The sequence below is a fragment of the Flaviflexus huanghaiensis genome (assembly GCF_014118685.1).
GTDB lineage: Bacteria > Actinomycetota > Actinomycetes > Actinomycetales > Actinomycetaceae > Flaviflexus > Flaviflexus huanghaiensis.
Map to the genome: position 1 here is coordinate 136,522 of NZ_JACFAK010000001.1, position 15,167 is coordinate 151,688.

Annotated in this window: 10 protein-coding genes; 5 read left to right on the plus strand and 5 right to left on the minus strand. The window is 61.9% G+C overall.

The genetic code is table 11. The annotated features are described in order from the left end of the window. Nucleotides 1-66 precede the first annotated feature (66 nt). The 5 genes from H7E91_RS00605 to H7E91_RS00625 all read right to left on the minus strand — a co-directional run bounded on the left by H7E91_RS00605 (nucleotide 67) and on the right by H7E91_RS00625 (nucleotide 6,178). Nucleotides 67-1,632, minus strand: coding sequence for an acyl-CoA carboxylase subunit beta (locus tag H7E91_RS00605; RefSeq protein ID WP_182353330.1), 1,566 nt, complete (start codon nucleotides 1,630-1,632; stop codon nucleotides 67-69). A 35-nt stretch (nucleotides 1,633-1,667) separates the two neighbouring features. Then, nucleotides 1,668-3,440, minus strand: a complete 1,773-nt coding sequence (locus H7E91_RS00610) for an acetyl/propionyl/methylcrotonyl-CoA carboxylase subunit alpha (protein WP_182353125.1) — start codon at nucleotides 3,438-3,440, stop codon at nucleotides 1,668-1,670. A gap of 11 nt (nucleotides 3,441-3,451) precedes the next feature. Further along, nucleotides 3,452-4,165, minus strand: a complete 714-nt coding sequence (locus H7E91_RS00615; protein WP_182353126.1) for a biotin--[acetyl-CoA-carboxylase] ligase — start codon at nucleotides 4,163-4,165, stop codon at nucleotides 3,452-3,454. A 355-nt stretch (nucleotides 4,166-4,520) separates the two neighbouring features. Beyond that, nucleotides 4,521-5,096, minus strand: coding sequence for a TetR/AcrR family transcriptional regulator (locus tag H7E91_RS00620; protein ID WP_182353127.1), 576 nt, complete (start codon nucleotides 5,094-5,096; stop codon nucleotides 4,521-4,523). A 224-nt stretch (nucleotides 5,097-5,320) separates the two neighbouring features. Beyond that, the gene (locus tag H7E91_RS00625; protein ID WP_182353128.1) at nucleotides 5,321-6,178 is read right to left on the minus strand and encodes an SDR family oxidoreductase; all 858 of its coding nucleotides are present in this window, start codon (nucleotides 6,176-6,178) and stop codon (nucleotides 5,321-5,323) included. Between the two features lie 512 nt (nucleotides 6,179-6,690). Between H7E91_RS00625 and H7E91_RS00630 the strand changes: the two genes are divergently transcribed. From H7E91_RS00630 to narI, 5 genes are read left to right on the plus strand one after another with little or no spacing between them, the layout of a single operon-like run. Next, entirely contained in the window at nucleotides 6,691-8,025 is a 1,335-nt protein-coding gene (locus H7E91_RS00630) for a nitrate/nitrite transporter (RefSeq protein ID WP_206680311.1), read from the plus strand. Nucleotides 8,026-8,039: 14 nt separating this feature from the next. Further along, the gene (locus tag H7E91_RS00635) at nucleotides 8,040-11,762 is read left to right on the plus strand and encodes a nitrate reductase subunit alpha (protein WP_182353129.1); all 3,723 of its coding nucleotides are present in this window, start codon (nucleotides 8,040-8,042) and stop codon (nucleotides 11,760-11,762) included. Further along, complete coding sequence (gene narH, locus H7E91_RS00640) at nucleotides 11,762-13,417, plus strand: nitrate reductase subunit beta (protein WP_182353130.1); 1,656 nt, start codon at nucleotides 11,762-11,764, stop codon at nucleotides 13,415-13,417. Before H7E91_RS00635 ends, narH begins: the two co-directional genes overlap by 1 nt. Continuing rightward, nucleotides 13,414-14,118: a nitrate reductase molybdenum cofactor assembly chaperone gene (gene narJ, locus H7E91_RS00645; RefSeq protein WP_182353131.1), complete on the plus strand. Its 705-nt coding sequence runs from the start codon at nucleotides 13,414-13,416 to the stop codon at nucleotides 14,116-14,118. Before narH ends, narJ begins: the two co-directional genes overlap by 4 nt. Beyond that, on the plus strand, nucleotides 14,105-14,863 hold the full coding sequence (gene narI, locus H7E91_RS00650) for a respiratory nitrate reductase subunit gamma (RefSeq protein WP_182353132.1): 759 nt from the start codon (nucleotides 14,105-14,107) through the stop codon (nucleotides 14,861-14,863). Before narJ ends, narI begins: the two co-directional genes overlap by 14 nt. The last annotated feature ends 304 nt before the right edge of the window (nucleotides 14,864-15,167 follow it).

Here is a 15,167-nt window from a genome sequence, read left to right on the forward strand (position 1 = left end):
ACTGTCGATGGATGTCGTCAGGGATGGATGTGAAGTCTTCGTCGTCATGTGTCCTTCTTCTTCTTCTTAGAGCGGGCCGTTGGAGTGGCGCTTGGGTCCGGGGTACGAACGATCCTTCGTCCGCAATATTTCGAGAGATTCCGCGATGGTCTGGCGGGTGAGAGCGGGATCGATGATCCCGTCCAGCTCACCGGTCTCGACCGAGAGGCTGGGGTTGATGTGGTTCGCCTGATATTCGGCGGCAAGCTGCGCGCGTGCCTCTGCCATGTCCTTCTCGTTCGGACCGGCGGCGGCAATGTCGCGGCGCTTGAGGATGTTGACGGCACCTTCGGCGCCCATGACCGCGATTTCGGCATCCGGCCAGGCGAACGTGAAGTCAGCACCGATGGACTTCGAGCCCATGACGATGTAGGCGCCGCCGTAGGCCTTGCGCAGAACGACGGTGACCATGGGACTGGTTGCGTTCGCGTAGGCGAAGATGAGCTTCGCGCCGCGGCGGATGATGCCGGCCTGCTCCTGCTCGGTACCGGGACGATAGCCCGGCACGTCAACGAGCGTGACGATCGGCAGTCCGTACGCGTCGCAGCAGCGGACGAACCGGGCTGCCTTCTCGGACGCATCGACATCAAGAGTGCCGGCGTTGACGTTGGGCTGGTCCGCGACAATACCGACGGCGATGCCGTTGATGCAGGCGAAGCCGATGACGATAGATCCAGCAAAGCCCTGCGAGACTTCGAGGAACTCCCCGTAGTCGACGAGATGCTCGATAACCTCGACGATGTCGTACGGCTGGCGGGACTCTTCGGGCACGAGGGCCTTGACCTCGGCCGCGGCCCTCTCGTCTTCAACCGACGGGGTGTAGTCATAGTGCGGGGCTGGCTCACCAGCATGTGACGGGAGGTACGACAGGAGCGAACGGACGTAGTCAATCGCGTCCGTCTCATCGTCGGCCAGGTAGTGCGCGACGCCAGACTGGGCGTTGTGGAGCTCGCCGCCGCCCAGTTCCGCCATCGATACGTTCTCGCCGGTGACAGCCTTGACGACCTCGGGGCCCGTGACGAACATGTGCGAGTTCTCTTTTGTCATGATGATGAAATCGGTCAGGGCCGGTGCATAGACCGCCCCGCCCGCGCACGGACCGAGGATGATGGAGATCTGGGGGATGAGGCCGGACGCCTCGCACGTCTTCTTAAAGATCCGCCCGTACTGGCTCAGCGCAACAACGCCCTCCTGGATGCGAGCGCCGCCGGAATCGAGCATGGAGATGACGGGGATCTTCATCGTGAGTGCCTTGTCCATGAGCGCGAGGATCTTTTGACCCTCCGCACGCCCAAGCGTGCCGCCACGAATCGAGAAGTCCTGGGCATACACGGCAACTGGGCGTCCGGCGATCTCACCGAAGCCGGTGACGACCGCCGCACCGAGAAACCCGTCCGTCGGGTTTCCGCCAGCGAACTGGCCGATCTCAACAAACGAGTCGGGGTCGAGAAGCTGACTGATGCGCTCGCGGGCAGTGTTCTTTCCCTTGGCGTGCTGGTAGGCGGTCGCCTTCTCCTCGGCGGCCTGCGCGAGGTTCGAATAGTCGACGCGGGCGACCTTGATCGTCGGGGCGTGATGTTTGCGGGTCGGCATGACCCGCGAGACGATCCCTCTGAGGGTCGAGATGCTCACCTGTCCTCCTCCAGTCTGATGAGTGGCGTGTGTGCGGGAACGTTCTGGGCGGGTGTCACGAAGATCTCGGCCACCGTCCCGTCACCGGGAGCATGGACATACTTCTCCATTTTCATTGACTCAAGGACGAGCAGAACGTCGCCCTTCTTCACCTCTTGGCCGACCTCGACCGAGATGCGGACGACGATGGCTTGAATGGGGGCGGACATGACGCCGTCGGCAACGACCGAGACCGCGCCGCTCGCTGCCGAGCCGTTTCTGCCAGAAGTTCGACGCGGTTGCTGGGGGCGAGCAACGCCCGCAGGGGCACCGGCGAATGCGAAGAAGTCAGCGGGCAGGCTGATCTCTCGCCTGCGCCCATCGATCTCGGCGATGAAGCAACGCCTGCCCGACATGTCGTCAGCAGGGGCCGCGCCCGTGAACGGCTGAGGCAGGTCCGCATTCGGCAGGTACTCCGTCTCCATCCACCTCGTACCCACCGAGAAATCCTCGGCGAACGCAGGGTGTTGGAGAATGCTTGCCAACAGGTCCTTCGGCGTCGCGATTCCCGAGATTGTCAGCTCCTTGAGCGCACGCAAGGACCGCCTGATCGCCGTCTCACGGTCCCCAGCGGTGATGATGAGCTTCGCAATCATCGAATCGAAGTCGGGTGAGACGACGTCACCGACGCGCACACCCGTCTCGACACGGATACCGTGGCCGCTCGGCCACGCAAGCTCGTTGATCGTGCCCGCGGTCGGAATGAGGTCGGCACCCGGGTCCTCGGAGGTGATGCGGAGCTCGATCGAATGGCCGCGCACCGCCGGCACAGCGGAGATTGGCTCGCCTGAAGCAATGCGGATCTGCTCGGCGACGAGGTCGAGGCCGGTTACCTCTTCGGAGACCGTGTGCTCGACCTGGAGGCGCGGGTTGACCTCGAGGAAGTAAACCGAGCCGTCGGAGTCGAGGAGGAACTCGCATGTTCCGAGGCCGACGTAGTCTGTCTGGCGGAACAGGGCCTCAGACCACGTCGTCACCGTCTCCTCCACACCGTCTGGGAGGAAGGGGGCGGGAGCCTCCTCGATGAGCTTCTGGTTACGGCGCTGCACGGAGCAGTCGCGGGTCGTGACGACGGCGAAACCGCCGCGGCTATCGGCCATGCACTGGGTCTCGATATGCCGGGCAGATTCGATGAACTTCTCAAGGAAGTAGGCGCCGAGGTCGCCTCCCGTCCCCGCATGCCTCGCTTCGAACTCATCGATGTCGCCTTCGGTGCGGAGGATCGTGATGCCACGTCCGCCGCCGCCGTCACTTCGCTTCGCCACGATTGGGAATCCGTGGTCAACGGCGAAGCGGCGAATCTCCGCTATCGATTCGACCGGGTCGTTCGTGCCGGGAACCGGGGCAACCCCGGCTGCAACCGCGGTGCGGCGGGCACCAATTTTGTCACCCAGCTGGGTGATCGTTGCACCTTTAGGACCGATCCACGCGATTCCCGCGTCAGCCACGGCCTCAGCGAATGCCGGCACCTCGGAAAGGAAGCCATATCCGGGGTGAATGGCATCGGCCCCGACGCTCTTCGCGATCTCGATGATCCTGTCCCCGTTGAGATACGTGTCGGCAAGAGTCGAACCGCCGAGGGCGTAAGCCTGATCAGCAAGCTCGACGGCAGGTGAGCTCAGGTCCTGATCCGCGTAGACAGCAACTGCCGTCAGTCCCATGTCATGAATCGTTCGAATAATCCGGGCCGCTATTTCGCCGCGATTAGCGACAAGAATGGTCGATAGCATTGGTTTCCTTCTCAGATGAGGTCAGCGTCGGCGCCGCTGACTCGCACGCGGTCAGTGCCTGTGTCGACGATGAGGGCGCCGTCGATGTCGATCTGTCGTGCGATGCCCTCGATGGTGGAGCCGCCCGCGGTGGTCACCCGGACCTCACGCCCGGGAGTCGTGCAGTGCTCAGTGAGTTCTGCGTGAAGCTCGTCAATCCTGTTGTCAACGACTGCGTCGACCCGCGCATCGACCTCGACCCTGAACCGGTCGAGGATCTCTGCGACGGTCTCTGCGTCGGCGGCGAAGCCCGCGTCCGATAGCGAGATCGAGCCGGGGACCGGGGCACCCGATGTATTGATCCCGCAGCCGAGAACCACGGGCAGATCGCCGCCCGTCGGATCGAGCAGTTCACCGAGGATTCCGCCGAGCTTGTGTCCGTCGAGCATGATGTCGTTCGGCCATTTGAGGTTGACGCGACCGCCCGCGACGGGCTGGAGCGCGGAGACCATGGCGAGCCCTGTGCCGAGTGTCAACCAGCCGACGTGACCGCGCAGATTCGCGCTGTCGGGTAGGACTCGGAGGATAGAAACGAGGAGGGCCTCGCCGGGAGATTCGATGAATGAGCGACCGAGTCGGCCGCGGCCAGAGGTCTGATGATGAGCACGAAGCGCGTCACCATCTGCGGCTTCACCCGCTTCCCACCGACGCGCCAGTTCGGCATTCGTCGAATCGATCGTCTCCACGGTCCGTAGCATCCAACTCCTTGAACAGTCGTTCGCACCCAAAATGGAGTGCGCTCTGTTTTGGAAGTTTAGCTAACTTGACTCTTGGAGCCTACCTAATCGTAAGTTACCGAGCGGTAATGTGGTTGAGGTCTCAGGTGGCGATGCGGGGCTGTCCTAGGGAGGAAACGCCGGTATTCCAACGTTTCTCCGGCGTCCTTACCAGCCCAATCTGCTGGTTTTTGGTCCAAGATCCGGCCTGTTACATCGGACACGCCGCAGCACATTTCAGCACAGTCCACGCGTGCGGGCGCCTCCCAGCCACCGCGGAGTCGAGCCCCTCACGCCCACGCAGGGCTCATCTAAGGGCCTTGGGTCAGGTCCCGCTGTGCTCATCCAGACCGAGGAGGAAATCGACCCGCTGCTCGATGTTCGCTCGCAGGTCCTCCGGCCTGAGAGTTCCGACCGCAACCCGCACAATCGCCATATACAGCGTTGCGTAGAGGGCATGGGCAAGATCTCTGTCGCCGTCGAGGATCGTTTTGAGCTCCCGCTCGAGATCGATGACAAGGTTGAGGGCACGGTCACGGTTCGGGCCTGAGCCTGCGCCAAAGAGGACTTCCCGTTGGAACGCGGCGACGTTCCCGGGCTGCTGCTCTGTTGCTGTGATCATCGGATCGGCAAGGGCGCGGATCCGTTCCCGCCGGGAAGCCGAGGGCGGGAGCGCGCGTGTCTGCTCGATGCATTGCTCGAGCACGGTCGAATACGTGTAGATGAACAGTTCGGCCTTGGAGATGGCATAGCGGAAGAACGTGCCTGTTGTGAGCCCTGCTTCCGCGGCGAGCTGCGCGGTCGTGACAGAGTCGAAGGGGGCGTTGGAGAACACCTCTCGTGCGGCGTGGAGGACCCGCTCGGTCTTGTCCCGCCGTTTAGCTTCCCGTTTTCCCGTCATGAGCTGATTCTGTCAGGTCTTTGAGGTAGGAGCGGCCTTGTTGCGGCTGAGCGGGAACAAGGCCGGCCGCAGGCAAACGACGATCGTGCGCAGGAGCGGTGTCAAGCAGGCCGCCCCTGCGCACGATCGGATGATGGAGGTACTGGAGGTCGAGCCGTGCGAACATCGTCGCGGCTCAGTGAGACGTCACATCAGTTGCGACGACCACGACTGCGGGGTCGTGCTTACTCGGCCGTTCCCTCAGCAAATTCCTTCATTTTGGCTTGGAATGCCGGAAGCTCATCGATGCCCATTGCGCGTGGCCACGAGTCCGCACGGAAGTACGCATCCGTGCCTCCGTCGAGGAAGATCACTGAGCCACAAAGGAAGTTGGCTGCGGGAGACAGCATGAAGACGGCCCACTGTGCAACCTCTTCGGGTTTGCCGAACTCGCGCACGGGAATCGGAAACGCCTTGATCGCGGGCGCGAGCTTCGGGTCATTCAGCTGCCGTTCCAGCAGTGGCGTTCGGATTGCTCCCGGTGCGAGGGCATTGACGCGGATGCCGCGTCCTGCCCAGTCTTCAGTGACGCCAACTGTGCGCATCCAGTGAGTGAGTGCGGTCTTTGAACCCGCGTACACGAAGCTGGCGGACGCGTCGGGCCCTGCGTGGCCGGCCACCTCGAGGACCCGATCGATGTCGCGATCCATGAATGCGTCAAGGACCTCATCGGGTATACCCGGAATCGTCGTCGTCGAGTTGGACGAGAAAATGACGACCTTCGCATTTCCAGCATTGACGAGTTCTTGGCGGATGCCCTCGAGGAGCTCCACGACGCCCAAATAATTGACTCTTGCGATGAGTCCTTCCTGGCCAGGGATGGGGCCCAAGCCTGCGGCGAAGATCGCCCCGTCGAGACGACCGTTGGACAGCTCCTTCACCTCGGCAATCGCCTGCTGGCGGCCCTCCTCAGTTGACAGGTTCGCCTGCACTTCAGTGTTATGCAGATCAACTCCGATAACCCGGTGGCCTTCCCAGCGAAGCTGTTCAGCAGTAGAACGCCCCATTCCTGAAGCTGCTCCGGTAACGACATAAACACCCATGGCTGTGACTCCCCTTTGAGATACATATTGTTGGTGCGCGGTAGAGATGAGGTCGATTCTCTATCCAGTGCGTGTGTTGCGGGCCGTCAACATTGACAGTTACCCGCTTGTTTCCACGTTTTTACGGTAGCACTTGTTCCTCGTCGACATGTCGGATTTCGTTTGATGCGCAATGAAGCTCGTGCGTCCTTGACACCTGCTATTCGCTCATGTTCCCCACAGGACCACGGCGTGCTGTGGCCACCCACGACGTGGTCGGTTAGCTCACGTCCTCATCGCAGCACATACCCCGACCGTACGAGCCCGTCGGGCAAACGAGAGGTTTCGGTGACTCCGTTGCAGGAGACATCACGTGCCGACAGTGGCTCGGCCAATTTCTGAAACAAAAATCTGCGCTAATTCGACCTTAAAAGTCGGGCAATACCTAATTTATACGGCTTATTTTGTTATTTAGAGTTCTAGGATGGTCTGCATAACGCCACAGCCTGGGGTTTAGCCAAGACGGAGACACTATGCAGAAATCTATCGAGGGTTCGAAATTGAACCCTGACTTGTCGAATTGGGACAAGGAAGACCCAGCACACTGGAGTTCCAAGAGGGCGTGGCTCACGCTCACGGTGTCGACCTATTCGATGATCATCGCGTTCTGCGTGTGGTTCCTCGTCAGCGCTATCGCGCCGAAGCTCAATGAAATCGGCTTCGATCTGACCGCCGCCCAGCTGTACTGGCTGACGGCTCTCCCCGGGCTCTCCGGCGGTCTGCTTCGCCTTGTCTATATGGTGCTGCCCCCGATTATCGGCACCCGACGCCTCGTCGGATACTCCTCTCTTCTCTTCATCATTCCGATGATCGGCTGGTTCTTCGCAGTTCAGGACGCGAACACTCCCTACTGGTGGCTCCTCGTGCTGTCGTTCCTCTGTGGCGTTGGCGGTGGCTCCTTCTCCGGCTATATGCCGTCGACGGGGTACTTCTTCCCCAAAGCCAAGTCGGGCACCGCGCTCGGCATCCAGGCAGGTGTCGGCAACTTCGGGATGTCGATCATTCAGCTTGTCGGTCCGTGGCTCATGGGCTTCGGCCTGTTGGGATTGGGGACGTTCTCACCGCAACGCACGTCGTCAGGTGACGCTGTGTTCGTCTACAACGCCGCCATCGTCTTCGTGCCCTGGGCCCTTATCGCCGCAGTCCTCGCCTTCACTTTGCTCAAGGACGTCCCGGTCACTGCGAACATCCGCCAGCAGCTCGACATCTTCTCGAACCCGAACACGTGGTACATGACGGCGATGTATGTCATGACCTTCGGCCTCTTCTCGGGTTTCGCGGCCCAGTTCGGCCTCCTCATCAAGAACATCTATGGTGATGCCTCCCAGTTCTCGGGGATGGAGGGGCTGCCGATGGGTGTCACGTACGCCTTCCTCGGCCCCCTCATCGCGTCCGCGGTCCGCATCGTTTGGGGCCCGCTCTGCGACCGGTTCGGCGGAGCGGTGTGGACGTTTATCTCCATCGTCGGCATGACCGTGTCTCTGTTCGCTTGCACGCTGTTCCTCCGCCCCGATAGCCCGGACGAGTTCACGGGCTTCCTGTGGTCGATGATCGCCATGTTCTTCTTTGCCGGCATCGGCAACGCCGGCACATTCAAGCAAATGCCGATGATCATGCCCGCCCGCCAGGCGGGTGGCGCCATTGGCTTCACCGCCGCTATCGCTGCCTTCGGGCCGTTCTTCGTCGGCATCGCCCTCACGGCGATGACGCCGTACACCTGGTACTTAATCTGCGTCGCCTACGGCATCCTCTGCGCCGTGGTCTGCTGGTTCCGCTACGCGCGCCCGGGTGCGCCTTACCCCGGATGATTGGAAGGTCCACCATGTCAACATCACCGATCCTCAAGCTGGGAACATTCCTGCGGCGAGGTGAAGCCTCGGACGATCTGCGCCAGATGTTCCTCAAATCGCCGCGTGCTGGCGAAGCCTTCTACCGCGACCGCTGGAGCCACGACAAGGTTGTGCGCTCCACGCACGGCGTCAACTGCACGGGCTCGTGCTCATGGAAGGTGTACGTCAAGGACGGCATCATCACGTGGGAAGAGCAGCAGACGGACTACCCGTCGATCGGCGCGGACATGCCAGAGTACGAGCCGCGCGGATGCCCGCGAGGCGCAGCGTTCTCCTGGTACACCTACTCGCCGACGAGAGTCCGCTACCCCTACGTCAGGGCCCAACTCATCAACCTCTGGCGAGGTGCGAAGGCCGAGCACGACGATCCGGTCGACGCATGGCAGTCGATTGTCGAGGACCCCGAGAAGGCACGCTCGTACAAGGAGCAGCGCGGCCGTGGCGGACTCGTCCGCTGTTCATGGAGCGAGGTCAACGAGCTCGTTGCCGCCGCGCACGTCTACACGGTCAAGCGGTACGGACCGGACCGGCTGGCTGGCTTCACCGTTATTCCCGCCATGTCCCAGGTGTCCTATGGCGCTGGCACTCGCTTCTACTCGATGATCGGTGGCACGATCCTGTCGTTCTACGACTGGTATGCGGACCTGCCGATGGCGTCGCCGCAGGTGTTCGGCGATCAGACCGACGTTCCAGAGTCGGCCGACTGGTACAACTCGTCCTACCTCATGATGTGGGGCTCGAACCCGCCGGTCACCCGTACCCCCGATGCTCACTTCATGACGGAAGTCCGTTACAAGGGCACGAAGGTTGTGTCGGTCTCTCCTGACTTCTCGGACGCGACGAAGTTCGCCGACGAGTGGCTACGTATCCACCCGGGCACAGACGGCGCCCTCGGTCTTGCCATGGGCCACGTCATCCTCCGCGACTTCCACGTGAAGAACCGGACGCCGTACTTCTTCGACTACATGAAGAAGTTCACGGACTCCTCTTTCCTCGTTGAACTTACGGAACGCGACGGGGCCCTCATGCCTCATAAGTTCCTCACCGCTGCCGACCTGCAGGAGGCCGGTGAAGGGGGCGATGCGGGGGATCAGCCAGCTTTCAAGACCGTCATGATCGATGCGCTTGGCAAGCCGTTCGTTCCGAACGGTAGCTTGGGCGACCGGTTCACCGAGTCGGGACTCGGCAAGTGGAATCTCGACCTCGAGGGCCGCGACCCGCTCATGACCATTCAAGATCTCGCTGGGCACGACACGGCCGAGGTTCTCCTCACCCGTTTCGACACCGAGGTTTCCGCCAACGCCTCCGAGGACGAGAAGCATCTTGGTTCCGCCGAGGTCTACCGCCGGGGTGTCCCGACGACAATGGTGGCTGGCCGGAGGGTGACGACGGTGTATGACCTTATGCTCGCCCAGTACGGTGTGGGCAGAGAGGGCCTGCCGGGATCGTGGCCCGAGAGCGAGGACGACGAGACCGCGGTCGGGACCCCCGCATGGGCGGCAACGATTACGGGTATCAACGTCGAGGCAATCGAGCGGGTTGCACGTGAGTTCGCTCGGAACGCGGAAGAATCGCGCGGCCGCTCGATGATCATCATGGGCGCAGGCACGAACCACTACTTCCACTCCGACACGATTTATCGGACGATGCTCGCGCTCACGATGATGTGCGGCTGCCAGGGCAAGAACGGCGGCGGCTGGGCGCACTACGTTGGCCAGGAAAAGGTCCGTCCCATCACCGGCTTCGCGCAGTACGCGTTCGGCCTGGACTGGCAGCGGCCAACCAGGCAGATGATCACAACCGCCTACTGGTATCTCGCGACAGACCAGTGGCGCTACGACGGGCTTCCCGTCGAGGCCCTCGCATCCCCACTCGCAGGTGAGTCGATGAAGGGCCGCACGACAGCGGACACCCTCGTCGAAGCGTCGAAGAGGGGCTGGATGCCGTCCTACCCCACCTTCAACCGCAACCCCCTCGACATCGCGGACGGTGCGCAGGATGCGGGAATGGAGGTGCCTGACTACGTTGTCGACCAGTTGAAGAAGGGCGATCTCGAATGGGCGTGCACCGATCCGGATAATCCGGAAAACTTCCCCCGCGTCGTCTTTAACTGGCGCACGAACGTCCTCGGCTCGTCCGCGAAGGGTGCGGAGTACTTCTACAAGCACCTGCTCGGCTCCGGGCATTCAGTCCGAGGCGCCGAGAACGGGCCTGACAACCGCCCGACGTCCATGGTGTGGCGGGAGGAGGCAGCCCACGGCAAGGTCGACCTGTTCATGACAGCGGACTTCCGCATGACGTCGACGACCCTGCATTCGGACGTCGTTCTGCCAGCGGCAACCTGGTACGAGAAGTTCGATATCTCAACGACGGACATGCATCCGTTCGTTAACTCCTTCAACGTCGCTATTGCCCCGCCCTGGCAGGCCCGTACGGACTACGAGATCTTCCAGACGCTCGCGAAGGAGTTCTCGGAGATGGCGGTCGGGCATCTCGGCACCCGAAAGGATGTCGTCGCTGCACCGCTCAGTCATGACACCCCGGATGCGTTGGCGATGCCGCGGGGCGCAGTCAAGCCGTATGAGGCGACCGATATGATCCCGGGCGTGACGATGCCGAAGCTCATCACGATCGAGCGGGACTACACGAAGGTCTTCGAGAAGTGGAACGCGATCGGCCCGCTACCGGAGAAGGTTGGTATGACGACGAAGGGCGTCACCTTCCGACCCGATAAGGAAATTGAGATGTTGCGCGGCCGCAACGGCGTCGCACGCTCCGGCATCGCCAAGGGCCGCCCGCTCATCGACACGGATCGCAAGGCTGCCGACATGATCCTCACCCTCGCGGGTGCCACGAACGGTCGTCTCGCCCTCCAGGGCTTCAAGGAGATGGAGAAGCGAGTCGGTAAGGAGTTTGCTTCCCTCGCCGAAGAGAACGAGTCGACTCTCATCACCTTCGCGAAAACCCGTGAGGCACCAATCCCGGTCGTCACGTCGCCTGAATGGTCTGGTTCTGAAACGGGTGGCCGGCGCTATTCCGCCTTCGTCATTAACGTTGAACACGAGAAGCCCTGGCACACCTTGACGGGCCGCCAGCACTTCTTCCTCGACCACGACTGGATGACGGATTTGGGAGAAAACCTGCCGACCTACAAGCCGCCGCTCGACCTGCACAGGTTGTACGGGGATGCAAAAATCGGTGAGGAGACGACCGGGTACACGGGCGATCAGCAGGTCGCTGAGGTCGCTGTCCGCTACCTCACGCCCCACAACAAGTGGTCGATTCACTCTGAGTACCAGGACAACCTCTACATGCTGTCGCTCGGACGAGGCGGCCCCGCCATGTGGATGAGCGTCCAGGACGCAGCGAAAATCGGTGTCAAGGACAATGAGTGGGTCGAGGCGTACAACCGTAACGGCGTTGTTGTCGCGCGGGCCGTCGTTTCCCACCGCATGCCGGAGGGAACGGTCTATTTGCACCATGCAACTGAGCGGACGGTCGATGTGCCGAAGGCCGAGCTGACCGGCCGCAGAGGCGGCATCCACAACGCTCTTACGCGTGTGCTCATGAAGCCCACCCACCTCATTGGCGGCTACGCGCAGCACGCGTACGCATTCAACTATGTCGGCCCGACAGGAAACCAGCGAGACGAGGTGACGGTTATCCGCCGTCGCTCTCAGGATGTGGAGTACTAATGCGAATCATGGCTCAGATGTCGATGGTCATGAACCTCGACAAGTGCATCGGCTGCCACACGTGCTCCGTCACCTGTAAGCAGGTGTGGACGAACCGCGAGGGCATGGAGTACGTGTGGTTCAACAACGTCGAGACCCGGCCGGGCCTCGGCTACCCGAAGACGTACGAGGATCAGGAGAAGTGGAAGGGAGGTTGGGAGCGTAAAAGGAACGGCAAGCTCAAGCTCAAGGCGGGCGGCCGTGCCAAGAAACTTCTCAACATCTTCTACAACCCTGACATGCCGGGGATCAGGGACTACTACGAGCCGTGGACGTACGACTACGACATCCTGCTCAACGCCCCGGCAAACTCGCCCCACGTGCCTGTTGCCCGTCCGAAGTCGCTCCTGACCGGTGAGGACATGCAGATCTCTTGGTCGGCGAACTGGGACGACGATCTCGGTGGCTCGCAGGAAATTGCGGTCAAGGACCCGATCCTCGCGAAGATGAACGAAGAGGTCCAGCTCGAATACGAGAAGACGTTCATGTTCTATCTGCCGAGGATTTGCGAGCACTGTCTCAACCCCTCGTGCGTGGCCTCGTGCCCCTCCGGCGCGATGTACAAGAGGACTGAGGACGGCATCGTCCTTGTCGACCAGGATAAGTGCCGCGGTTGGCGCATGTGCGTCTCCGGCTGTCCGTACAAGAAGGTCTACTTCAACCACAAGTCGGGCAAGGCCGAGAAGTGCACGATGTGCTTCCCCCGCATTGAGGTCGGTCTGCCGACCGTGTGCTCCGAGACGTGTGTCGGCCGCCTGCGCTACCTCGGCATCGTCCTCTACGACGCCGACAGGGTGACCGAAGCCGCGTCCGTCGAGAACGAGCACGACCTGCTCCATGCGCAGCGGGCAGCCTTCCTCGATCCGTTTGATCCGCAAATTGTGAGAGAAGCCGAACGTCAGGGCATCCCGCACGACTGGATCCTCGCGGCACAAAAGTCGCCCGTGTGGCAGCTCATCTCTCGGTACGAGGTCGCACTGCCACTTCACCCTGAGTACCGAACCCTACCCATGGTCTGGTACGTCCCGCCGCTCACCCCGATCGTTGACGAGGTCTCGAAGACGACGTCGGACCCGGAGGACTTCAAGATCCTCTTCACGGCCCTGTCAAAGATGAGGACACCTCTCGAATACCTGGCGGAGCTGTTCACGGCGGGCGATACGAAGCCCGTCGAGAAGTCGCTCCGCAGGCTCGCTGCGATGCGCTCCTACATGAGGGACATTAACCTCGGCCGTGACGGTGATGAGCAGATCGCGGAAGCCGTTGGCATGACGGGGGAGGACATGGAGGACATGTACCGCCTCATGGCGATCGCCGATTACGACGAGCGCTACGTCATTCCGACCGCCCACGCCGAAACGGCTCGCGAACTCGACGAGATCGCCCTTCAGGCCGGTTGCTCGCTCGAGGGTTCGGTCGGCATGACCGGCCCTGGCATCGGCGCCGATGGTGCGGGGCTCGGAATGAACGCGGGGCAGATGATGGCGGTCTCTAGCAAGCAGCGCGAGACCGATCCAACGACGCCGTCGACCCCGGGCCGCACCAACCTTTTCGGATGGTCGCCAAAGAAGGGGACGAACGGGTTGTTCCCGCCGTCCCAATCGGATGGTGAATGATGCTACCCACGTCCTTCATCCCCATCTCCCATCTCAAGGAGACGCCCTCGGTCCGCGTGAGCGATGAGCAGCGTCAGCTCATCCACATGGCGGCATCGATCTTGCTCGACTATCCGACCCCTGAGAGGTACGAGCACTTTCCCCTCATTCGCGACGAACTTGATGCGGCGAATCTGCCGACACCGGTGGCGAAGGAGCTTGCACGGTTCCTCGACGCACAGCCGACCCAGTCCCTTCAGGAGCTGGAGAAGCACTATGTCTCAATTTTCGACCTCAAGCGCAGAGCGACGATGTATTTGTCGTACTACCTGACAGGGGACACGAGAAAGCGGGGTACCGCACTCGTTCGCTTCACCGAGGCGTACCGCGCGGGTGGCCGTGACGTGGCACGAGAGGAGCTCCCTGACTACCTGCCGATGGTGCTCGAGTTCTCGGCAACCGGAGACGCGGAGATCGCCGGCCACCTGCTTTCCTCCCACCGGGAGGGCATCGAACTACTACGCACGACGCTGGAGAGCGTCGACAGTCCCTACGCCGGTCTCGTCGCTGCTCTTTGCATGACCCTCCCCGCCATCGACCAGGCGACGAAGGAGAGGTACCTCAGACTCATCACCGACGGCCCGCCGGCCGAGATGGTGGGAGCCACCGCCATGGGCCCGCTCGAGCCCTTCACGTTTGGAGAGAACCTTGGAAGCCGTTGACCTTATTCTGTGGGTCGTCGTGCCCTACGTCTCGATCATCGCCTTCGTCGTTGGCATGATCTGGCGCTGGCGCTACGACCAGTATGGCTGGACGACAAGGTCGTCGCAGAGCTACGAGTCAGTGTGGCTCCGGCTTGCCTCGCCGCTGTTCCACTTCGGAATCCTCTTCGTCGCCTTCGGCCACTTCCTCGGCCTTATCATTCCGAAAACGTGGACGCGGTCGGTTGGAATCACCGACACCGTGTACCACTGGATTGCGACGATCCCGGGCACGATCGCGGGAGCGATGACTGTCATCGGTCTCGGCCTCCTCATCGTCCGCCGTCGCACGTACGGCGATGTGTTCCTGGCGACGACGAGGAACGACAAGATTATGTACATCTTCCTCGCCGTGCCAATCATCCTCGGCATGATTGCCACCCTCATCAACCAGGTGTTCACCTCCGGCCACGGATATGACTACCGAGAGACAATCTCACCCTGGCTACGTAACCTCTTTATCCTTAACCCCGACGCGGAACTCATGGCCGGCGTGCCACTGTCGTTCCAGATGCACGTCATTGCGGGCTTCCTCCTGTTCGCGATCTGGCCATTCACGAGGCTCGTCCATGCATTCTCGGCACCGGTTGGTTACACAACCCGCCCGGACATCGTGTACCGCTCCCGCCAGAAGACGATTTCGACCCAGCAGCCGAAGCGCGGCTGGGAGCTCACCGACATCAGCGGCAGCAAAAGGAGACGCTGACCGAAGGTAGGGGTGCCCGTTCCACTCGGACGGGCACCCCAGCCATGTTGTCCCGTTCCGAACCCTCAGCCGCACGAGGCACGTTCCGTCGCCGTCGGTTGAACCAGCTCGCTGGGAAAACGGCTATCGAGTCACGCGCGCGGGCCCTCGTCATCACTCCGTCGCTTTGCCCCCGGGAACGGTTGGAGAGCCACCGGACACTCCGTGACTCGAACGGGTGAGAACGATACGGGATGCTCGCGAGATGGCAGACCGCAGTGTCCTTCCGACCGTTGGCCTGAGGGAACTGCGTATCGATCGCTCA